Below are 21152 nucleotides of genomic sequence, written 5' to 3'. Positions count from 1 at the left end.
CGTCGTCGAGTTCAACGCGCCATCGGCACATGGCTCGGATTGGGACATGGAGCCCGAAACGCAGCCCCTTGCCGCAGCTGCCAATGGTGACCTTGGATCCTCCAAGGTTTGGCAGGACTTTTAATAAGCGGCTGTGGTTCTGTTAAAATCAAACATCAAAAAGGCCCCGCCACTTCACAGCGGGGCCTTCATATTAAGAAAGCTGCGCCCACAAATTAGATGAGTGCAAAACTTACTGATTTGTGTTGCCAGTTCATTCCCATGGCGGCGTGTAAAAAGATGCCTTAATCCGATCCATAACCACCGTGGTTTTAAATCCCTTGATATCGGGGTTATCATATAGAAAATGACGAGTGAATTCTTCGTATTCTTCCATGTCCCGAGCACTGATGATCAACATAAAATCGGTATCACCGGTCACGTAATAGGCGCTCATCACCACAGGTTCGTTTCTGACCGCCTTTTTGAAGTGGTCAATAATGTCCGAACGCTCGCGCTCGAGCTGCACAGAAATGATCATGGTCAGTGACCGGCCAACAGCCGCAGTTGAGACAACCGAGACGTCCCCTTCAATGACCTTGTCGCCACGCAAACGGTTTAGCCTGCGCTGCGCTGAAGTTGGAGACAGCCCTACTTTTTCAGATAGCTGCGCAGATGTCAGCTGGTTGTTGATTTGAACCTCGTGAAGAATCTTTCGGTCCAAGGCATCCAAGGCGCGTGATTTACCCATCTGTTTCCTGCTTTTGCATTTTCTATGCGCACTTTGGCAATCATTGCATCAAATGAACAGAGGTGCTTGTTAATATGGCACTGCGGAAACATGGTTTGCGCAAGCACATTGGCCCTCTCGATGGGGCCTTGCAAACGACCGTTTATAATTTTGAAAAATGAGGCGCTACTGTGACAACACCGAAGTTGGCGTTTTCCGTCCAGGAATATGAAACGCGGATCGCAAAAACCCGCAAATCGATGGAAGCGGCAGGCATTCAGACGCTGGTCATAACAGACCCTGCGAATATGGCTTGGTTGACTGGCTATGATGGCTGGTCCTTCTATGTGCATCAGGCGGTCGTGCTTGGGCCAACCGGGCTGCCCCTGTGGTGGGGGCGCGCAATGGATGGGCTTGGGGCTAAACGCACCGTGTTTATGTCCCACGACCATATCTTTGGTTACGAAGACATCTATGTGCAAAACCCAGAGAAACATCCGATGCAAGACCTGGCGCAACTGGTCGCAGCACAGGGTTGGCAAAACACCCATATCGGTCTGGAAATGGACAACTACTATTTCACCGCAGCCGCATACTTGTCACTGGTACAGGCCCTGCCGGGAGCAACTTGGGCAGATGCCAACGGCTTGGTGAATTGGCAGCGCGCCGTAAAGAGCGAAACTGAAATCACCTATATGCGACGTGCAGCCAAAATCGTTGAAAAGATGCATGCCACCATTTTGGAAACCGCGACGCCGGGCATGAAGAAAAATGATCTGGTTGCAAACATTTACCACGCCGCAATTTCCGGAGCGGATGGCCATTGGGGGGATTATCCTTCAATTGTTCCGCTAGCACCATCAGGTGCAGATGCAAGTGCCCCCCATCTGACTTGGGATGATGCGGAACTAAAGGTGGGAGAGGCCACGTTTTTCGAGATTGCAGGTGTTCACCGTCGCTATCATGCACCACAGTCGCGCACTCTGTTTTTTGGCGAACCACCCAAGAAATACCGTGAGGCAGAAAATGCCGTTCTTGAAGCCGTTGCTGCGGGTATGGCCAAGGCGAAACCTGGAAATTTCGCCGAAGATATTGCCATCGCCTTCAATTCAACCCTGAACAAGTTGGGTTTTGAAAAAGACAGCCGCTGCGGTTATCCAATTGGACTGTCCTACCCTCCAGATTGGGGGGAACGCACCTACTCGCTCCGAAAAAACGACAAGACAGTACTGGAAGCAGGAATGACGTTCCACTTCATGCCAGCCCTGTGGCTGGATGATGGTGCGATCGAAATCACCGAGCCTGTTCTGATCACCGAAACAGGTGCTGAAAACCTGTGCAATACACCCGCCCAACTGGCTGTGAAGGGATAACAGATGCGCGAGTCTTCGGTTACGCCCACTATTGATCTGAATGCTGACGGTGTTCACCACGGATATCTGCGTCTGCCCTATAGCCGCGATGACAGTGCCTGGGGTTCTGTAATGATCCCCGTCACTGTGGCCAAGAATGGAGATGGTCAAACCGCATTGTTAACGGGTGCCAACCACGGCGACGAATACGAAGGGCCGTTGGCACTGGTTGAGTTGGCAGCCAATATTCAAGCGGCAGATATCACCGGGCGGGTGATTATCATCCCCTTCATGAACATGCCTGCGTTTATTGCAGGGTCGCGGACTTCCCCCATCGACGGAGGGAACCTGAACCGCGCGTTTCCCGGTCAGCCAGACGGGAGTGTGACTGAGAAAATTGCCGACTATTTCCAGCGCTATCTTTTGCCGATGGCAGACATCGTTCTTGATTTCCACTCCGGTGGTAAAACGCTGGATTTCCTACCCTATGCAGCCTCACATCTGTTGGATAATAAAGAGCAGGAAGCCCGCTGTTGCGCGGCCCGAGATGCCTTTAACGCGCCATTCTCAATGCAGATGCTCGAAATTGATGCTGCTGGTATGTACGACGAAGCCGCTGAAAACATGGGCAAAACCTTTGTCACCACCGAATTGGGCGGCGGCGGCACCTCTTGCGTCGAAAGTGTGGAAATTGCGCGAAAAGGGGTGCGTAATGTCCTGATCCATGTGGGTATCATGAGCGGGAACTTGGAGGTCGCACCAACGCGCCACCTGTCCCAAACTGATAGCGATTGTTTCCACTTCGCAGAAACCCGCGGAGTTGTGGAATTCACCGTAAGCCTGGGTGATCCAATCAAGAAAGGCGCAGTTCTGGCCAAGATCTGGGAACTGCGCCGCACAGGACATCCCCCGCAAGAAATTCGCGCAAAAATGGACGGGCTATTGGCGGTTCGCCATACGCTCGGGCTGGTGCAGCTGGGCGATTGCCTGGCGGTTCTGGCCCAAGAAAACACCTAACAGAAAGACTGAAAATGCTGACCAATGATCAACTCGGCCAATGGGACCGGGAAAACTTCTTTCACCCTTCGACACATCTAGCACAACATGCGCGTGGCGACACACCAACACGCGTGATTACATCGGGTGAAGGCGTTCACATCACGGACCGCGACGGCCGCAAAATGTTGGACGCCTTTGCCGGTCTGTATTGTGTAAATGTCGGTTATGGACGAACCGAAATCGCCGAGGCGATTTCCAAACAGGCACATGAACTGGCTTACTACCATTCCTACGTCGGTCACGGCACCGAAGCCTCAATCACCCTAGCAAAAATGATCCTCGACCGGGCACCTGACAACATGTCCAAGGTCTATTTTGGGCAAAGCGGCTCGGATGCCAACGAAACCAACATCAAACTGGTTTGGTATTACAACAACATTCTGGGTCGGACTGAGAAAAAGAAAATTATCTCACGCTGGCGTGGGTATCATGGCTCTGGGCTGATGACCGGGTCGCTTACTGGGTTGGAACTGTTCCACAACAAATTTGACTTGCCATTGAGCCAGGTCATTCACACCGAAGCTCCCTATTACCTGCGCGGTGCCACACCGGGGATGTCAGAAGAAGAGTTTGCTGCTGATTGCGCCGCAAAACTGGAAGAGATGATCCTGGCTGAAGGTCCAGACACAATTGCCGCCTTTATTGGTGAACCTGTGCTGGGCACCGGTGGTATTGTTCCGCCCCCGGCTGGATACTGGCCCGCTATTCAGGCCGTTTTGAAGAAGTACGACATTCTGCTGATTGCAGATGAAGTTGTAACCGGTTTTGGCCGTTTGGGCAGCATGTTTGGCTCGGAGCACTACGGCATCGAAGCAGATATCATCACTATCGCCAAAGGTCTGACCTCGGCCTATGCACCGCTTTCAGGATCCATTGTATCCGACAAGATGTGGAAAGTTCTGGAACGGGGCACAGATGAAAACGGCGCTATCGGGCATGGCTGGACCTATTCTGCCCATCCCATCGGAGCCGCGGCAGGTGTCGCCAACTTGGACTTGATTGACAAAATGGGTCTGGTCGAAAATTCTGGTACAACCGGTTCCTACATGCTGAATAAACTAACCGAAGCATTTGCAGATCACCCAAATGTTGCCCAGGTTCGTGGCGAAGGGTTGATGTGTGCGGTGGAGTTTGCAGAAGCGAAATCGCCGCTGAACCTCTATGATCCATCACGCAAAATTGGCCCCACCATATCTGCAGCAATGGCGGAGAATAATGTAATCGCACGTGCAATGCCACAAGGCGACATCATCGGTTTTGCCCCACCTCTGTGCATCACTCCAGACGAAGTGGATCAGGTTGTCTCAGTTGCGAAAGACGCGGTAACAAAGGTACTCGGGTAAGCCCTAGGCTGCTCGCATAACAAGCCATTGGATCCAGAGGGGGCACTTCCCCGGCTTGATCCAATGGCAAAATGCACACGTTTGCCAAGTCTACAACCTTTCAAACACTATATGCCCGTTTTCGGTGAACGATCTCCTGATAGAGGGACGTGGTGCATGTAATACTTGGCGCATTGTCCCAAATTATTCTTGCCAGTACTCAGGGAAATCAGTTGATAAAGCGAAATCAATAGACATAGGATCATTGATTACGTGGAAATTGATGATCACTGATTTTTTGTTGGCCCTTTCCTGTTTGACCGGGCTCCGTGTTTTTTGAGTTGTTGTGTTATGACCAGTCCAAATTCCTTTCAGCTGCCCTTCGTGATTCAATCGACACCGGGCAATGGATTTCGTTGGCTTCACCTGATCATCGGTTTGCCGATCCTGGTTTTTATTTTTGTGTCTCAATCGGAGAATGACACATTCGATGGTTTGGCTGTCATCGCTGTGATCTCAATCCCCTGTGAACTGTTGCGGTTTTGGATCAGGCGCACATTCAGCTTTCGATGCGTGATTGATACGGAAGGCGTGCATTACAAGAGCCGTTTAGAAACATGGGACGAACCACTTTCGGCATATGCAGGGGTAGACTGGCACGAGGACACGATAAGAGACACTGGCAGATATTGGCAAAGTGACAGCCGGATTGATTGGCAAGCCGTTCTTGGTCATGGCAGCGATGCCAAGTGTAACGTTGAAATCGCATCTTCCAACATGGCCGGACGAAAACGAGTTACCGATCGCAAAATCTGGCACGATGCGGCGCTAGCATTGGGATTGCCCGAACGACAGTTCAAAGAAGGTACCGCTGTAGCAACAGAACCGATGGTCCGTGACAAACCGGAGTTCACCCCAGAACGGCCCACGCTCATTGAACCGCTACCTCAAAAATCGGGCATTACCGTCGCTCCGCTTAAATTGCGACGAAGTCTCTTTACATGGATACTTCCGGTGTTTTTTACGGTGGCTTTTGCTTATTTCACGTTTGTAGGAATACTGACCGGTGACTTAGTATACGCTGTTGCTGAAAATGGTGGCCTCTTGTTCAGTGGCCTCATTTTGTTTGCATTTCTTTGGCTTTGGACCCTGTCGGCTTTTAGCTTTCGAGTTGAAGCCGAGGGCGTTGTGATAACCTCATCCCTTGGGTCATGGGTTTACCGAACACAAAGGGCAGATCTTAGTCAATTGAGCGAAGTTTTGACCAATGATGCCCCTTTGGGATTAGGGCCATCAACACTCACGCTGAACTTCGAAGGACGTATGAGAGTTTTTTTCGTGGGCGTAAAGTACCATGAAGCGCGAGCTGTTAAGCGGTTGCTAGCAACCTTTATTGCGTAAGAGTTTTTGAGGAGATCGCGGAATTGGTTTCTCCGCTGGTATCACGAAACAACAGCAAGAGTGTTAGGGATGTTAAGGCCGAAAACAGGGAAACTAACCCACAAGTAGGCCGCTGGCCACTGCCCCAATGACCACAGATTAACGACCGGAGGTTGTATTTGAAACCTAAGTCAATTTATTACGAGCATTCGGGAAAGCTCACCAAACGCGGCATCATGTTGGCTGTGATTGGTGGGTTGTTGGCAGCCCCCCTGATCGGCGCGCTGGGTAGCACTATGATGCTTGTTGGATTCTACTTTATAGATGTTGGCTTCATTGGGGTCCTTTTCACCGGTGGCTTTGCCGGGATGCTGATGGCTAAAGTCATCAAGCTCGGCAAGATCAGGAACGAAAGGTTTGCCTTGTGGGGGGGCTTGTTCATCGGTTTTCTAGGGCTGCTCGTAACATACTTTTTCACATATGTTTTTCTTCAGATCGGTGATGTAGAGGCAGCAACAGGTCTACCAAACGGGGTGTATTACCCATGGGAAGACCCAGAGCGCATGTTTACGATTGTTCATGGCTATGTGATGGATGATACAAAAGTTGCTTCAGCTGTTCTGCCTGGCCTAATAGTCGCTTTACTGACTAAGTTCTTTTTCTTTGCATTTGAGTTTCCTCATCTTTCTGGTGTCTGGTTGTACGGGCTATGGATTCTAGAAGCCCTAATTTTGGTGCTCTGGGCCGGGCTTGTCAGTAAGACATCCGCGGGCAAGGCTGACTATGTGTATTGTGAGGCTTGCGAACAAGAGGCACAGGTCCTGTTCAAGTCACCGTTGTTGAACGCCTTACCTTTGACCAGTTTTCCACAAGAGCAAAAACTTCAGTCTGATTTGGGAAACGGTTTGTATGAAACGTTGGAAGCCCTCCCCGTCGCAAAGGATGAGATCCAACCTGATGACTACTCTCAGTTAATTCTGCGCGGCTGCGATCACTGCCAAGAGTTGTACTGTGCGGACCTCGTCAAGGTGGTGGTAAAATGGGACGGATATAATCTTGAGCAGACAGAGAACGAAGGTAACCGTATCATCGAACACCTTATGCTGCCGCCCTCTTGGTACGCCCGTCTACGCGATCATTTTGAAAACAGTGAACATCCTGACCAACCGGTAGATACCGATACTCCGGCAGAGGGAGGCAAGCTCATACTCATTTTAGTTGGTGTAACGATGCTTGCTGCCCTTGGTATTGCCGTTCTGTTCCCCTAGTTTTTTCGTCAATATCACTCGAGATATTTGGCGCTGACAAAGCCGGTCTGGCCTTGTGACGTGTGCAGCTTGTACCAGAAATAATTGCTCTGAAAGCATTGTTCCAGCTCGTCGACCTCGGTGCCAGCCAACGCGTTCTTTTGGGCGCTGGAGCATAGATGCGCACATCTATCGCCCGACGCTTGCTCGTCAGAAGTGCGGTAGATAGCACCATCTGCCGGACGTAACTCTGCACCAAGTGCTACCTCCGCCACGACGGAAGCGTTAAAGTTTGTGTCGGATCGCATATTAACAAAATTCTTGACGTTGGTGACCTGAACCAATCCATCCAGAGCACCGCAACTGCGATGTTGTTGTCCATTGTTGTGGCTCGGCGTTTGGCTCGCGAGGAAATCCTGAGCTCTTGCTTCGATTTCCCGGGCTTCGGCGTTGGCCCTAGACAATTCTGTTGCTGGAGGCAGCAACGCTCGCGCATCAAAGTCGTACGAGTATTCCAACTGATCGGACGAATGGTAAATCAGCTCTTCAATACCATTTCCACACCCCTTGTTAGCAATCAGCAGGTTTTCGCGCCCAAGATTGCCGCAAGCATTTAGCTCCACACCACCAGAAGGATAAGATTTCAACTGTATCAGACACTCATGTGCAGCATCGCTCTGAAATGCGCCATTGACCTTGAACACAACCCCTTCGGTGGATTGATCCACCATGAGCGCGTCTCCATCGTTATAAATTCCTGCATCCGCTTCATAGCGCTTCTGCCAGATACCTAGGTTACTACAGGCCGTGTGGGCCGCTCTAGGATCCATCCTCCGCGGTGGTTCAAACCCATCCAGCCCAATATCCCAGCGACTGGTTTGACCTGTCGTCTCAATGTAATAGAAATCATGTCCCTGATGTTCAAACATCTTCTCAATCAGATCTGAAGGCACCATTACATTGGGATTGGAGCCGAGATTGGCCAACTTCAGAAAGGCTAGAATGGTCTGGACCGCCTCATCAATAGACGTCTCGACCGCAGCGGCGTCGAAAACACCATCCGCCTCCACTTTAAACTCTGGCTTTTGAAACCCTAAGCGAGAGGTGACATGCATCCGGCGACTTGCATTATGTCCGTCGTCGACCCCTTCCTCGAAGAACCGCGTCCCCATCATAAAGACTACCGAGCACGTCGAGAGGCAGGATTGATCTGCTTCGATCCGCGTCCTAATTCCTCGATCATACAGCAAAGTGCCAATCGTTAGAGCTTCGGTCAAACTTCCACCTGATCCAGACACGCAAAGCACGGCATCAGTAGACGTACCCGTCGTGCTTTCTAGATGTACAGCTGTGCTTCTATAGAGGTTGCATCGCCAGCAACAATTTGCCCCTCCATTCGCAGCTGACAGCCCTCAGAGCCTCCACTACTGACGTCAGCTGCAAATGCAGGTGTCGACATAAATGAAGAGAACACGAAGGCCATTAAAACAGCTGTACGCAATGGAACCACCTAATTTTTCCACTGGTAAAAAACATCAAAATCACGGGTCTAGGGTGCACCTCTTTTTCTCACGGTTCAAGGTTTTTGCACCACGCGACTGCAGTCCCAGATTGCGTATTCGTAGCTTCATTGCGCTACTTAGCATTACACCAAATAGCCGGTCCTTCAGACGCCATATCAGGATAGTTTGGGAGCATTGATCGTGGGCCTCGACGAAGTCGACTATATGGTAAGCGACACTACACCGAAATTCACCTCATTATCTTGATGGCGGGGCGGCATAAAGAAAGGGCCTGAGCTGCAGTATTTCGTCGTTGCGTTCTCTATTGGATCATATCTGCGACAACTCCATAAAACATCGTTGTTGACATTGGAATTCATGTTAGAGATGGAAGCACGTGAAGTGGTTTCAAAACAGACGATTGTGCGGCTTGAAATCTGCTTAATTCGTAGACTCGTCTCAGCTTTTACACGTTCTCCAGTCCTCTACCCCTAGACAGAAAAGGCCGTTTCAATTGAAGCAGGACCATGATCCTTCAGAGAAGATTTACGGCGTTGATCGTTGGGGGAAAGGGCTCATCACGGTCTCTCCTGAAGGCGAAATATCCCTTAACGATCCAGCTCAGAAAAGCTCCGGGTCGATTAGTTTGCCTGGGATCCTCCACGACCTCGAACAACGGGGCATCTCTACGCCGCTGTTGCTGCGGGTCAGCTCGTTTCTAGAAAACGAAATTCGCCACCTCAACAAGAGCTTTACCGACGCAATTGAACGTGTTGGATATAAGGCGCCCTATCGCGGTGTCTTTCCAATCAAGGTGAACCAGCAGGCCCAGGTGGTGGACCGAATTGTGGAGTTTGGACGACCATACGACTATGGGCTTGAGGCCGGATCAAAACCTGAACTCGTGATCGCAATGGCGCACCGCTTGTCAAAAGATGCGTTGATTGTCTGCAATGGTGTCAAAGACGCCGAGTTCATTCGCCTTGCTATCCTTTCTCGTCGACTGGGTTTCAACACTGTCATCGTGCTGGAAAGTCCGAAGGAGGCCGAGACTGTAATTGAAGTGACCCGTGAACTTGGAATTGACCCGTTTCTGGGGGTGCGCGTGAAGCTAACCAACCAGATTGGTGGCAAGTGGCAGGAGAGTTCAGGCGACCGGTCAACTTTTGGTATGAACACAGATCAGTTGTTGCGGGTCGTGGACCGCCTAAAGGAAGCGGGCCTAATCCACTGCCTGAAGCTGCAGCATTCACATCTGGGAAGTCAGGTGCCCGACGTCAACGATGTACGGCGGGCGACATCCGAAGCCTGTCGGTATTTTGTGGAGCTCACACGTGAAGGCGCACCGTTGAGCCATCTGGATCTCGGCGGCGGCTTAGGCGTGGACTATACCGGAGAAAAACGCAGCAGTGACAATTCCATCAACTACACAGTCGAGGAATACTGCGCGAACATGGTCGAAACTGTTGCTTATGCGATGGACGAAGCCAAGCTGGCCCATCCGGTGCTGGTGACAGAAAGTGGCCGCGCGGTGGTTGCCACCTCTTCGATGCTAATCTTTGATGTCTTGGAAACAACACTCTACGACGCTCCGGACGCTCCCGAAGTTGCCACGGATGACCACCACCTGGTTTCTGATCTTGCTGCTGTTAAGGGGTATCTGGTCCGCGATCGAATTCAAGAGTGTTGGAATGACGCCACCTTTTACCGGGATGAATTGCGCGCGTTGTTTCGTCGCGGTGTGGTTGATCTGCGGCAGATGGCGCGTGCAGAACGGATTTATCTCTCACTAACAGCGCAGATCAAAGCGATGGTGGCAGCTTCAGACACGGTGGGTGAATTGGAAGAACAGCTGGAAAAAGTGGCTGACGTGTATCATTGCAACTTTTCTCTCTTTCAATCACTGCCAGACGTTTGGGCTATCGACCAGCTCCATCCAATCGTACCCCTGCAAATGCTGAACGAAAAACCTGACCGCCGGGCTATTTTGTCCGATATCACCTGCGACAGTGACGGCAAGGTGGATCAGTTCATTCTGGCAGATGGGATCTCACCCTCCCTGCCCGTGCACTCGCTCCCCGAAGATCGCCCCTATTACCTAGGTGTCTTCTTTGTCGGTGCCTATCAGGAAACACTGGGCGATCTGCATAACCTGTTCGGCGACACAAACGTGGTCACAATTGATCTTCGAGCTGACGGCGGATTTGACCTCCTGCACGAACAGGAAGGTGACACCATTTCCGAAGTGCTTTCCTATGTTGAATTCGATCCAGCCGACTGTGTCGCCGCCTTCCGAAAAATGGTGGACGAGGCGATCTCGGAAGGGTCCGTGAAGGCCAGCGAGCGCAAAATTCTGATGGGGGCCTATCGGGACTCTATCAATGGATATACCTACTATGAACAACCCCGGTAAGGAGGGAACCACCATGGGCAAAACACTTGTCGTGGGTGCTGGCGGCGTAAGTCACGCAGCGGTGCACAAGATGGCTATGAATGCAGATATTTTCACCGAAATCACATTGGCCAGCCGCACCAAGTCCAAATGTGATGCGATCGCTGCAAGCGTCAGTGAACGCACGGGTATCGAGATCAAGACAGCCGCTCTTGATGCCATGGACGTAGCAGCTACGGTCGCACTTATCCGCGAAACCGGTGCCGAACTCCTAGTGAACCTTGCTCTGCCCTATCAGGATCTTGTCCTGATGGACGCCTGCCTTGAAGCCGGTTGCCATTACTTGGACACTGCAAACTATGAGCCAGAAGACGTGGCTAAATTCGAGTATCATTGGCAATGGGCTTATCAGGACCGTTTCAAAGAAGCAGGTCTAACAGCCATTCTCGGCTCTGGTTTTGACCCAGGCGTGACCAGCGTGTTTGCGACCTGGCTTCGCAAGCACAAGCTTAAAACCATTCGCCAAATCGATGTTTTGGATGCCAATGGCGGGTCAAACGATCAGACCTTTGCTACCAACTTCAATCCTGAAATCAACCTGCGTGAAGTGCTGCAAGAAGCACGTCACTGGGAAGGCGGTGAGTGGAAAACCTCTCCGGCTATGACACATAAGGTCGAGTTCGATTTCCCCGGCATCGGGCCCAAAAACATGTACCTGATGTACCACGAAGAACTGGAAAGCCTTTCAAGCCATTTCTCTGAAATTGAGCGGGCCCGCTTTTGGATGACTTTTGGTGACGCATACATCACCCATGCAAAAGTTCTGGAAAGTGTTGGCATGACCCGCATCGATCCTGTGATGCATGATGGTCAGGAGATCATTCCAATCCAGTTTCTGAAAACTCTGTTACCTGATCCCGGTGATCTAGGTGCAGAAACTAAAGGCAAAGCCTGTATTGGCGACATTGCCACTGGTGAAGCAATTGATGGCTCGGGTGAGAAAACCTACTACATTTACAACATCTGCGACCATCAAGAATGCTTCCGCGAAGTCGGCAGTCAAGCCGTCAGCTACACAACCGGGGTTCCGGCTATGATCGGCGCGGCTCAGGTTTTGAGTGGCAACTGGAAGGAACCCGGTGTTTGGAACATGGAGCAGCTTGATCCCGACAACTTCATGGACATGCTGAACGCCCATGGCCTGCCCTGGCAGGTGCATGAACTGGACGGCCCAGTCACTTTCTAAAATCAGGCCTGGCGGCAACGCCGGGCAGCGACACCACCCGCGGCCAGACCCAACTCACCGCGCTCTATTCTGGATGATATGATGTCTGAGATGATGACAACTCAGGCCGGCGAACCCGGTGCCTTCCGAGAGTTTGATCTTAGCCGCGTCCCGTCGCCATCATTTGTGGTCGACGAGGTTGCGATCGAGCGCAACCTTAAGGTCCTTGCCGAGGTAGCAGACCGCTCAGGCGCGCATGTTTTGGCCGCCCTCAAAGCTTTTTCAATGTACTCGCTTGCCCCCTTGGTGCGTCACTATCTTGGTGGCACCTGCGCCAGCGGCCTGTTTGAGGCACGGCTAGGACGCGAAGAATATGGTGGAGAAGTTGCCACTTTTTGCGCAGGCTACAAAACAAATGAAATAGACGAGATCATAGCGCTTTCGGATCATTTGATTTTTAACAGCCCAATGCAAAAGGCCCGGTTCCTTGCAAAGTGCAAAACCGCTGGCAAGCAAGTTGGCCTGCGTATCAATCCAGAACATTCTGAAGGTGAAGTGGCAAAATACGACCCCTGCGCGCCTTGCTCACGCCTTGGAACGCCGATAAGCCAACTAACCTCTGAAATGATGCAGGGTGTTGACGGGGTGCATATGCATACCCTGTGTGAACAGGGATTTGAACCTCTGGCGCGAACTTGGGACGCAGTTGAGGCCATTTTGAAGCCCTATATGCAAGGGCTTAAGTGGCTGAATTTTGGCGGTGGGCATCACATCACCCGCGAAGATTATGATCGTGAAACGCTGATTGCCTTTGTCCAAAAAATCCGCACCACTTATGGTGTCAACGTGTACCTTGAACCAGGCGAAGCCGTTGCTCTTGATGCTGGTATTCTGGTTGGCGAAGTCCTGGATCTTCCCGAAAACGGCATGCCCCTTGCCATCACGGACATTTCGGCGACCTGCCACATGCCTGACGTGATCGAAGCTCCGTACCGCCCTGCTTTGATGGACGAGGCTAGACAGGGCCATAGCTATCGCTTGGGCGGCCCATCCTGCTTGGCAGGAGATGTGATCGGGGACTACTCATTCGCCCAACCACTGGAAGTCGGAGAGCGCTTCGCATTCCTTGACCAAGCCCACTATTCAATGGTCAAGACCAACACCTTCAACGGCGTTCCCCTGCCCACGATTGCCTTGTGGAACAGTGAGACCGACGATCTGCAGATTGTTAAGCAATTTGGGTACGAGCATTTCAAGGAACGCCTGTCATGAGTATCTTTCTAGATAGCGAACTGTCAGCGTCTGAGCGGACAGAAGATGCCCGCTTTCGCGTGATTCCGGTGCCATTGGAACGAACCGTTTCCTATGGCTCCGGCACAGCCAAAGGACCGGGCGCAATTCTTGAAGCCTCAAACGAGCTCGAGAGATTGTGCAATGGGGTAGAACCCTGCGCCTCAGGCATCGTTACCGAACCTGCACTTAACTGCAAGGGTCCATTGCCAGAAGTGATGGAGCGCCTTTCCGAAAGAACCGAAACCGCCGTGCGCGCAGGTAAAGTGCCTGTGACCTTAGGCGGCGAACATTCTTTGAGTTACGGTGCAGTGATGGGTGTGTCTCGCGCGCTTGGTCAGCCAATTGGCCTTATACAGATAGATGCACATGCGGATCTACGTGTGGCTTACCAGGGCGAAAAGCACTCCCACGCTTCTGTCATGCATCTGCTGGCAAAGGAGGGCATAAAGCTTGCGCAATTTGGAGTGCGTGCACTTTGCAGTGAAGAAGTTGAAAGCCGCAAAAGAAACCATGTTTTTTATGTGGATGCGGAAGAGCTGGTCACTGGCAACATCCACACAATTGACCTTCCGCAAGACTTTCCCGAATTGGTCTATGTGAGTTTCGATGTGGATGGATTAGACCCCTCACAGATGCCAGCCACCGGCACGCCAGTCCCCGGTGGGCTGAATTATTATCAAGCTTTGCATCTTGTCGAACACGCGGTAAAAGGGCGCCGTTGCGTGGGCCTCGATGTGGTCGAACTTGCGCCTGACGAAAACGCTGCTTGGGATTTCACCGCGGCCCAAATTGTTTACCGCCTGATGGCCGCATGTGTCATGCATGAGACCCCCTCTTGAGCGAGACGATTCCCGAAGTTAAGAAAATGCAGGGTTCGACACTTAGTTCATGCTGTCACGGAAACAATTGGCGTCATAGACGCAATCTTCCAAAACCCATTCCGCAGCAAGAAGTAACGATCAAATCACTTCTGCACTGATGTCGCCGCTGACCCTGCCCTATGGTTCAGCTGATGGGTTTCAACAACACCTTCTCAAATAGCAATTTCGAACCTGTCCTTTTTGAAGCCTCCCTTGGTGCTCCTTCAAGCCAGCTTCCTTTCGAAAATTGCCAGTTCAATATGCCTGAGCATTGTTAGCAGCCCTGTACGTAATTGTAGAACCTAAAAAAGGTTCAGGTTACATCGCAGACAATCCTGCATTTGTGTTCAAGAAGAACTGCGAGAAAACCGGGGTGCTAGCAGCACCGATACCGCGCGCATTTTCACCTATGCTGCCGGTTTCAATCTGCGGCGCAATCAATCCCCGTGTATCTTGGTTAACCAGGTATCGCTTTACGCGATCGACCAATTCTTCTCTGATGGATGCAGGAAATGCGCCGTCGATCAGGATTGCTTCAAAATCGACCACCGAGCAAATTGAAAGGGATGCCTTAGCCAGCTCTTGTGCAGTTTCGCCAAGCCAAGGATCAACATAGCGCGACAAAGCGCTCCAGTCCTGCGGCTGTTGCCAGAGAATGTCAGGGTCTAGGCCAGCTTCGATCAAACGTGCTTCAAGTAGATGAATAGAAGCGACATCAACCAATTGCCGACTTTCCCCAAGCGGGCCAGTTGTGCGCATCGCTCCGAGCGCGCCGGCGTTGCCCTGATTGCCTTCAAATACGGTATTGTTCATCACGATGCCGCCGCCGATAAACGATCCGATGAAAAAATATGCGTAGTCCCTGAACTGTTTGCCACGACCATATAGATGTTCAGCCCGGCATGCAGCCGTTGCATCGTTTACAACAAATACTGGCAAGTCACTGAACCGACGGATTTCTCGATCAAAGTCGATATCTCGCCATGATTGAAACTTTTTGGCCGCGGCACCAACCAAGTCATTCCATTTCCAGAGTTCAAATGGAGTAGCTATACCTATCCCACATAGTTGATTTATCGCGTCCGTTTCCATTCCTCCCAGAGTGCCGGCAAGACTTTTCTCAAGAAAACCAAACACGGTTTCAGGCAGGGGGTAGTCATATGTCATGTGATCCTGCAGGCGGATATTTCCGTCAAAATCCGATAACAATAGATCGACGCCACGCCGCCCAATTTTCACGCCAAATGATAATACACCATCGGCATTCAGGTTCATCGGAATTGACGGTTTGCCGACCTTGCCCCGCACTGGCTCACCACGCTTCAGAAAGCCATCTTTCTCCAACTTGCGCAGAATGGTGGACACAGTCGGTGCAGACAATCCGGTTCGTCGGGCTATATCGCTTCCTGGCATAGCGCCCTGGCGCTGCAACATGGACAAAAGCAAACGTTCATTATGGTCGCGAAGCCCACTCTGGTTCACGCCCCCACTTAAGTTTCTGATTTTTCCACCATCCATGAGGCCCACCATAATCCCCTCCTTTCACTTAGGGAAGTTATCGCAGACCGCTTAATTAATAAAGTTTATTTATTTATTGACAGTGAGATCAGAATCGAGCCTTTTAAGAAGGCAACCCGCGGCATTGCACTTGCTGGGGTTCGGATTTGGGAGGAGCCTGATCCGACAAATTAGAATGATCCTCGGGAGGACATTATGAAAAAACTTCTGACTTCTTCGACCCTGGCTTTGGCTGCAATGGTCGGCACCGCATCGGCTGATGACATCAGCGCCTGCTTGATTACAAAAACTGACACAAACCCGTTCTTCGTGAAGATGCGTGAAGGTGCCGAGGCTAAGGCGGCCGAGCTGGGCATCACCCTCAACAGCTATGCTGGCAAAGTCGACGGCGACCACGAGACCCAGGTAGCAGCCATTGAAACCTGCATCGCCAATGGTGCCAATGGCATTTTGTTGACTGCATCTGACACCAGTTCGATCGTTCCTGCCGTTCAACAGGCTCGTGATGCCGGTCTTGTGGTGATTGCATTGGATACACCGCTTGAGCCGATCAGTGCCGCAGATATGACCTTTGCCACCGATAACTTCCTTGCGGGTGAGTTGATTGGCCAATGGGCGGCCGCTGCTTTGGGGGATGACGCTGCGAATGCAAAGATTGCGATGCTTGATCTGGGCGTAAGCCAGCCAACTGTAGGCGTGCTGCGCGATCAGGGATTCTTGCAGGGCTTTGGCATTGAACTGGGCGACCCAAACAAATGGGGTGATGAAACGGACCCACGTATTGTTGGTAACGACGTGACCGCTGGCAACGAAGAAGGTGGCCGCAAGGCAATGGAGAACCTTCTAGCCAAGGACCCATCCATCAACGTTGTTTACACAATCAACGAACCAGCTGCCGCCGGCGCTTATGAGGCCCTTAAATCCTTTGGTCGCGAGAATGACGTACTGATCGTGTCAGTTGACGGAGGTTGCCCTGGCGTTGCTGACGTCAAAGACGGCGTCATTGGAGCCACATCACAGCAGTATCCCCTGCTGATGGCCTCCAAAGGCATCGAGGCGATTGCCGCTTGGGCCAAAGATGGTGTCAAACCTCAGGCGACTGACGGCAAAGACTTCTTTGATACAGGGGTGGCACTTGTCACAGATCATCCTGTGGATGGCGTCTCCAGTGTAGACACCGCCAAGGGTGCAGATCTCTGCTGGGGTTGATCCATTCTCAACTCACCTGAATACTGATGGAAAGGGCGGGCAACGACCCGCCTTTTCTACCAATACCCTTTGTTTCATCGACGGGGAGGAAACCAATGACCCAGTCCGATAATTTCGAGGTCGCCGCAGGCAGCGCGAAACCCGAGATCGCCTCATTTGAGGATCACGAAAAAGGGCTGGTTGCTCGTTTTCACCATGCGTTACACACCACACCTGCACTTGTGCCATTGATCGTTCTATTGGCAGCTGTTGTTGTCTTTGGTCTTATTCTGGGTTCGAAGTTCTTTTCGCCTTTTGCCCTAACACTGATACTGCAACAGGTTCAGATCGTTGGCATCGTCGCTGCTGCCCAATCGCTTGTCATTCTCACCGCCGGGATCGACCTGAGCGTCGGAGCGATAGCGGTGATCTCCTCGGTTGTGATGGGTCAGTTTACATTCCGCTACGGTGTACCACCTGTTGTGTCCGTCGCCTGTGGTTTGGCCGTTGGCACCGCCATTGGTGCGGTGAATGGCTGGCTGATCGCCCGGATGAAGCTGCCGCCCTTTATTGTCACACTGGGAATGTGGCAAATTGTTCTAGCCGCCAACTTTCTCTATTCCGCCAACGAAACCATCCGCTCGCAAGACATCGCCAAACAGGCCCCACTTTTGCAATTGCTCGGGGCCAAATTCAAAGTTGGCGGCGCAGTTTTCACCCTTGGCGTCGTCTTGATGATCGTGCTGGTTCTGGTGTTGGCCTATGTGCTGAAACACACGGCCTGGGGCCGACATGTTTACGCTGTGGGTGATGATCCCGAGGCAGCTGAACTGTCAGGTGTGAACGTCAAGAAGGTGCTGATTTCGGTCTACGCTCTGGCCGGGTTGATCTGTGCCTTCGCTGGTTGGGCTTTGATTGGCCGTATTGGCTCGGTCTCTCCGACCTCAGGGCAACTTCTCAACATCGAAAGCATTACCGCGGTGGTCATCGGGGGCATCTCCCTGTTTGGCGGGCGCGGCTCTATTCTAGGCACGATGTTTGGGGCTCTCATTGTTGGGGTTTTTACTCTGGGCCTTCGTTTGTCCGGCGCCGACGCACAATGGACTTTCCTGCTTATCGGCGCACTCATCATTGCTGCGGTTGCCGTGGACCAGTGGATCAGAAAGGTAGCTGCATAATGGAACCGATTTTAAAAGGCCGCGGTCTGGTGAAGCGCTACGGCAAAGTTACAGCACTCGACAATTGTGATTTTGATCTCATGCCGGGTGAAATCCTTGCGGTCATTGGTGACAACGGAGCCGGGAAAAGCTCGCTCATCAAGGCCGTGTCTGGCGCTGTGATCCCCGATGAAGGCACGGTAACGCTAGAGGGGAAAGACGTAAGTTTCTCTTCTCCCATCGCGGCCCGAGAGGCCGGAATTGAAACGGTGTATCAAACTCTGGCTATGTCCCCTGCCCTGTCGATCGCCGACAATATGTTCATGGGACGTGAAATGCGAAAGCCGGGGTTTCGGGGCAAATGGCTACGCCAGCTTGATCGCGCTGCAATGGAAAAATTCGCTCGCGACAAGCTGACCGAACTGGGCTTGATGACAATCCAGAATATCAACCAGGCTGTCGAGACACTCTCTGGCGGGCAAAGACAGGGTGTCGCTGTGGCGCGGGCTGCTGCCTTTGGCTCCAAGGTTATCATTCTGGACGAACCAACAGCTGCACTGGGTGTCAAGGAAAGCCGCAAAGTTCTGGAGCTGATCCAGGACGTCAAATCGCGCGGTATTCCGATTATTCTGATCAGTCACAATATGCCACATGTGTTCGAGGTTGCGGATCGCATCCATGTCCACCGTCTTGGCAAACGGCTCTGTGTCATTGACCCCAAGGACTACACAATGTCTGACGCGGTTGCCTTTATGACCGGCGCAAAAGAAGCCCCCAAAGCAGCATGAGCAGCATAATACCCTCTCTCGAGGAACTGGCGGTCCAGGTTCTGGCGTCCCCCCGGTCGGGGGTGCGTCGTTTGGTGGCCTTAGCCGGTCCTCCGGCCAGTGGGAAGTCCACCCAGGCAGACAAGCTTGCCAATCGGTTAAACGAGGAAGGTTGCGCTGCTCAGGTTTTGCCGATGGATGGCTTCCACTTGCACAACGAGATCCTTGTTGAACGCGGTCTTCTCAACAGAAAGGGGGCCCCTGAAACGTTTGACATCCAGGGGTTCCTGCAACTTATTACCCGGCTTCATGATGAACCCGAAATCTACTTCCCTACTTTTGATCGATCCCGGGATATTGCCATCGCAGCTGCGGGCTGTGTGAACAAGACTTGCGACACTGTAATTGTCGAAGGCAACTATCTTCTGTTTGATAGACCAATTTGGCGAGACTTGCGCCATCATTGGGACCTAGCCCTGAGAATGGAGGTTCCAGAGACTACTTTAAAACATCGGCTTCTGGAACGTTGGTTGTCGTATGGACTTTCGCCAGAACAAGCCAAAAAACGTGCTGAAGAAAATGACCTTGCGAATGCTAGGGTGATAGAAGAATGCGCCTTGCCTGCAGACATCATTATCTAACCTAAAAGGAAAACAGACGTGATACTCTGCTGCGGTGAAGCCCTGATCGACATGATACCATCACCAACAACCGTTGGGGGAACAGGATTTGTGCCTCATTCGGGTGGTGCAGTGTTCAACACTGCAATCGCCTTGGGGCGGCTTGGCGTTCAGGCAGGTTTGCTGAGCGGAATTTCGAGCGACATGTTTGGCCAGCAATTGATCGCTGCGTTGAAGGCCAGCCACGTTAACACCTCAAACGTAGTTACTTCTGATCGGCCTTCTACACTCGCATTTGTGCAACTCATCGAGGGCCAGGCAGCTTATAGTTTTTTTGACGAGAACACCGCCGGGCGAATGCTGGAATTACAAGAGATTCCAGTCCTTTCAGCTGGCGTATCAACGCTGTTTTTTGGAGGAATCAGTCTGGCATGCGAACCCTGCGCAGATGCCTATGCCGCCTTGCTGGAACGCGACGGTGGTGATCGGGTGGTTATGCTGGATCCAAACATCCGCCCGGGATTTATACAGGACGAAACCCGCTATCGCGCTCGGATTGAACAAATGATCACACGGGCGGATATCGTCAAGGTATCTGATGAAGACCTGAATTGGATGATACCGGGGTCGATGTCGTTACGTCAAAAAGCAAAGATCATGCTGGGAAAGGGACCGTCTGTGATCATCCTGACCCGAGGTAGTGAGGGGGCTACGGGCTTTCTACCCAACGGAACCGAGGTGACGGTCGCCGCTGAAAAAGCAAAAATTGTAGATACGGTTGGAGCCGGGGACACTTTCAATGCCGGGGTTCTGGCCAAGCTGTTCGACCTTGACCTTCTCAGGAAAAACGAGCTGAAAACGTTACCTGCCCAAGCGCTGAAACAGGCGTTACAAAACGGAGCTAGAGTGGCCGCAATTGCCGTATCACGCTCTGGTTCAAATCCGCCTTGGGCCAATGAACTTTAAAGCGGGCTAGATATGCTAATTCTCCGAGGAAAGGTCCAACGGCCAGTACAGGCAGCTTGTTCGACTTCGCCCGCGTCTTCCTCGGTTAAGATGGTAACTCCTGGCACCGATTGCTAGCGCAGGCCCTTTTTCGTAGTCGAGAAGTGTGTCACCAGCGCGATCTTTGTTGCACAAGGTAACCGACGGTCAAGATTCCCGTTACCCCAGTCGGACTTTGCCCGGGTTATGAAGGAGCTTGCCGATTAAGCTCCAGACAACAAAACCACTTCAATCGACGCGACCATTTCATAGCCCACCGGACAGCTTCCAGTTTGTCGGTCAAACATGGGGAGGTCTGACTAGGAGCACCAAAGGCGGCATGAACCAAATTTGCATGCAATAGCCGACACGATAGGGCGACCAATTCGGTTTTTGATGACCGCTGGTCAAGTGGGCGATTATACTAGAGCGAGAGCTCTTCTGGGTACCTGTCAACAATATCATTCCGGCTGAGAAATGTGGCCCAGAACACCCCGCCAAATTTCGAGCGGAAGCGAACGGAATTTTCATCCGCTTGCTGGGCGGCTGCGCAGAATATTTGGAAAACGGTCTACAA

General features: G+C 51.9%; 17 protein-coding genes and 1 pseudogene. 15 read left to right on the top strand and 3 right to left on the bottom strand.

Features of this window, described 5'->3' with window-relative positions; translation table 11 throughout:
* Nucleotides 1-253: 253 nt before the first annotated feature.
* Nucleotides 254-730, bottom strand: coding sequence for an Lrp/AsnC family transcriptional regulator (locus tag FEE96_RS12605; RefSeq protein ID WP_138163448.1), 477 nt, complete (start codon nucleotides 728-730; stop codon nucleotides 254-256).
* A gap of 170 nt (nucleotides 731-900) precedes the next feature.
* Between FEE96_RS12605 and doeA the strand changes: the two genes are divergently transcribed.
* The 5 genes from doeA to FEE96_RS12580 all read left to right on the top strand — a co-directional run bounded on the left by doeA (nucleotide 901) and on the right by FEE96_RS12580 (nucleotide 7090).
* Entirely contained in the window at nucleotides 901-2082 is a 1182-nt protein-coding gene (gene doeA / locus FEE96_RS12600; protein ID WP_138163447.1) for an ectoine hydrolase DoeA, read from the top strand.
* Nucleotides 2083-2085: 3 nt separating this feature from the next.
* Complete coding sequence (doeB, locus tag FEE96_RS12595) at nucleotides 2086-3078, top strand: N(2)-acetyl-L-2,4-diaminobutanoate deacetylase DoeB (protein ID WP_138163446.1); 993 nt, start codon at nucleotides 2086-2088, stop codon at nucleotides 3076-3078.
* A gap of 14 nt (nucleotides 3079-3092) precedes the next feature.
* Nucleotides 3093-4463, top strand: a complete 1371-nt coding sequence (locus tag FEE96_RS12590; RefSeq protein WP_138163445.1) for an aspartate aminotransferase family protein — start codon at nucleotides 3093-3095, stop codon at nucleotides 4461-4463.
* 330 nt (nucleotides 4464-4793) lie between these two features.
* Nucleotides 4794-5843 carry a hypothetical protein gene (locus FEE96_RS12585; RefSeq protein WP_138163444.1) on the top strand — a complete coding sequence of 350 codons (1050 nt, stop codon included), beginning with the start codon at nucleotides 4794-4796 and terminating at the stop codon, nucleotides 5841-5843.
* 152 nt (nucleotides 5844-5995) lie between these two features.
* Nucleotides 5996-7090, top strand: a complete 1095-nt coding sequence (locus FEE96_RS12580; RefSeq protein WP_212744766.1) for a hypothetical protein — start codon at nucleotides 5996-5998, stop codon at nucleotides 7088-7090.
* 14 nt (nucleotides 7091-7104) lie between these two features.
* On the opposite strand, the gene FEE96_RS12575 is transcribed toward FEE96_RS12580, so the two are convergent.
* A complete protein-coding gene (locus FEE96_RS12575; RefSeq protein ID WP_138163442.1) occupies nucleotides 7105-8346 on the bottom strand; it encodes an SH3 domain-containing protein in 1242 nt (413 codons plus the stop codon).
* Nucleotides 8347-9085: 739 nt separating this feature from the next.
* On the opposite strand from FEE96_RS12575, the gene speA reads away from it, so the two are divergent.
* The 4 genes from speA to speB all read left to right on the top strand — a co-directional run bounded on the left by speA (nucleotide 9086) and on the right by speB (nucleotide 14320).
* Nucleotides 9086-10984 carry a biosynthetic arginine decarboxylase gene (gene speA, locus FEE96_RS12570; RefSeq protein WP_138163441.1) on the top strand — a complete coding sequence of 633 codons (1899 nt, stop codon included), beginning with the start codon at nucleotides 9086-9088 and terminating at the stop codon, nucleotides 10982-10984.
* Complete coding sequence (locus FEE96_RS12565) at nucleotides 10953-12209, top strand: saccharopine dehydrogenase family protein (RefSeq protein WP_246079433.1); 1257 nt, start codon at nucleotides 10953-10955, stop codon at nucleotides 12207-12209. Before speA ends, FEE96_RS12565 begins: the two co-directional genes overlap by 32 nt.
* Before the next feature lie 81 nt (nucleotides 12210-12290).
* Nucleotides 12291-13460, top strand: a complete 1170-nt coding sequence (nspC, locus tag FEE96_RS12560) for a carboxynorspermidine decarboxylase (RefSeq protein WP_138163440.1) — start codon at nucleotides 12291-12293, stop codon at nucleotides 13458-13460.
* Nucleotides 13457-14320: an agmatinase gene (gene speB / locus FEE96_RS12555; protein ID WP_138163439.1), complete on the top strand. Its 864-nt coding sequence runs from the start codon at nucleotides 13457-13459 to the stop codon at nucleotides 14318-14320. The genes nspC and speB overlap by 4 nt, the downstream gene beginning before the upstream one ends.
* Before the next feature lie 339 nt (nucleotides 14321-14659).
* Here the strand turns inward: speB and FEE96_RS12550 are convergent, their stop codons facing one another.
* The gene (locus tag FEE96_RS12550; RefSeq protein ID WP_138163717.1) at nucleotides 14660-15859 is read right to left on the bottom strand and encodes an ROK family transcriptional regulator; all 1200 of its coding nucleotides are present in this window, start codon (nucleotides 15857-15859) and stop codon (nucleotides 14660-14662) included.
* A gap of 195 nt (nucleotides 15860-16054) precedes the next feature.
* On the opposite strand from FEE96_RS12550, the gene FEE96_RS12545 reads away from it, so the two are divergent.
* The 6 genes and pseudogenes from FEE96_RS12545 to FEE96_RS23800 all read left to right on the top strand — a co-directional run.
* A complete protein-coding gene (locus FEE96_RS12545; RefSeq protein WP_138163438.1) occupies nucleotides 16055-17068 on the top strand; it encodes a sugar ABC transporter substrate-binding protein in 1014 nt (337 codons plus the stop codon).
* A 95-nt stretch (nucleotides 17069-17163) separates the two neighbouring features.
* Nucleotides 17164-18225: an ABC transporter permease gene (locus FEE96_RS12540; RefSeq protein WP_138163437.1), complete on the top strand. Its 1062-nt coding sequence runs from the start codon at nucleotides 17164-17166 to the stop codon at nucleotides 18223-18225.
* Complete coding sequence (locus FEE96_RS12535) at nucleotides 18225-18992, top strand: ATP-binding cassette domain-containing protein (RefSeq protein WP_138163436.1); 768 nt, start codon at nucleotides 18225-18227, stop codon at nucleotides 18990-18992. Before FEE96_RS12540 ends, FEE96_RS12535 begins: the two co-directional genes overlap by 1 nt.
* Nucleotides 18989-19612 carry a nucleoside/nucleotide kinase family protein gene (locus FEE96_RS12530; RefSeq protein WP_138163435.1) on the top strand — a complete coding sequence of 208 codons (624 nt, stop codon included), beginning with the start codon at nucleotides 18989-18991 and terminating at the stop codon, nucleotides 19610-19612. The genes FEE96_RS12535 and FEE96_RS12530 overlap by 4 nt, the downstream gene beginning before the upstream one ends.
* 18 nt (nucleotides 19613-19630) lie before the next feature.
* Complete coding sequence (locus FEE96_RS12525; protein ID WP_138163434.1) at nucleotides 19631-20557, top strand: carbohydrate kinase family protein; 927 nt, start codon at nucleotides 19631-19633, stop codon at nucleotides 20555-20557.
* A gap of 252 nt (nucleotides 20558-20809) precedes the next feature.
* Nucleotides 20810-21025 (top strand): annotated as a pseudogene (locus tag FEE96_RS23800) (IS5/IS1182 family transposase); the annotation flags it as partial.
* Nucleotides 21026-21152 lie beyond the last annotated feature (127 nt).

This window comes from Parasedimentitalea maritima, assembly GCF_005771405.1.
Taxonomy (GTDB): Bacteria; Pseudomonadota; Alphaproteobacteria; order Rhodobacterales; family Rhodobacteraceae; genus Parasedimentitalea; species Parasedimentitalea maritima.
This window is presented reverse-complemented; position numbering and strand designations above follow the sequence as displayed.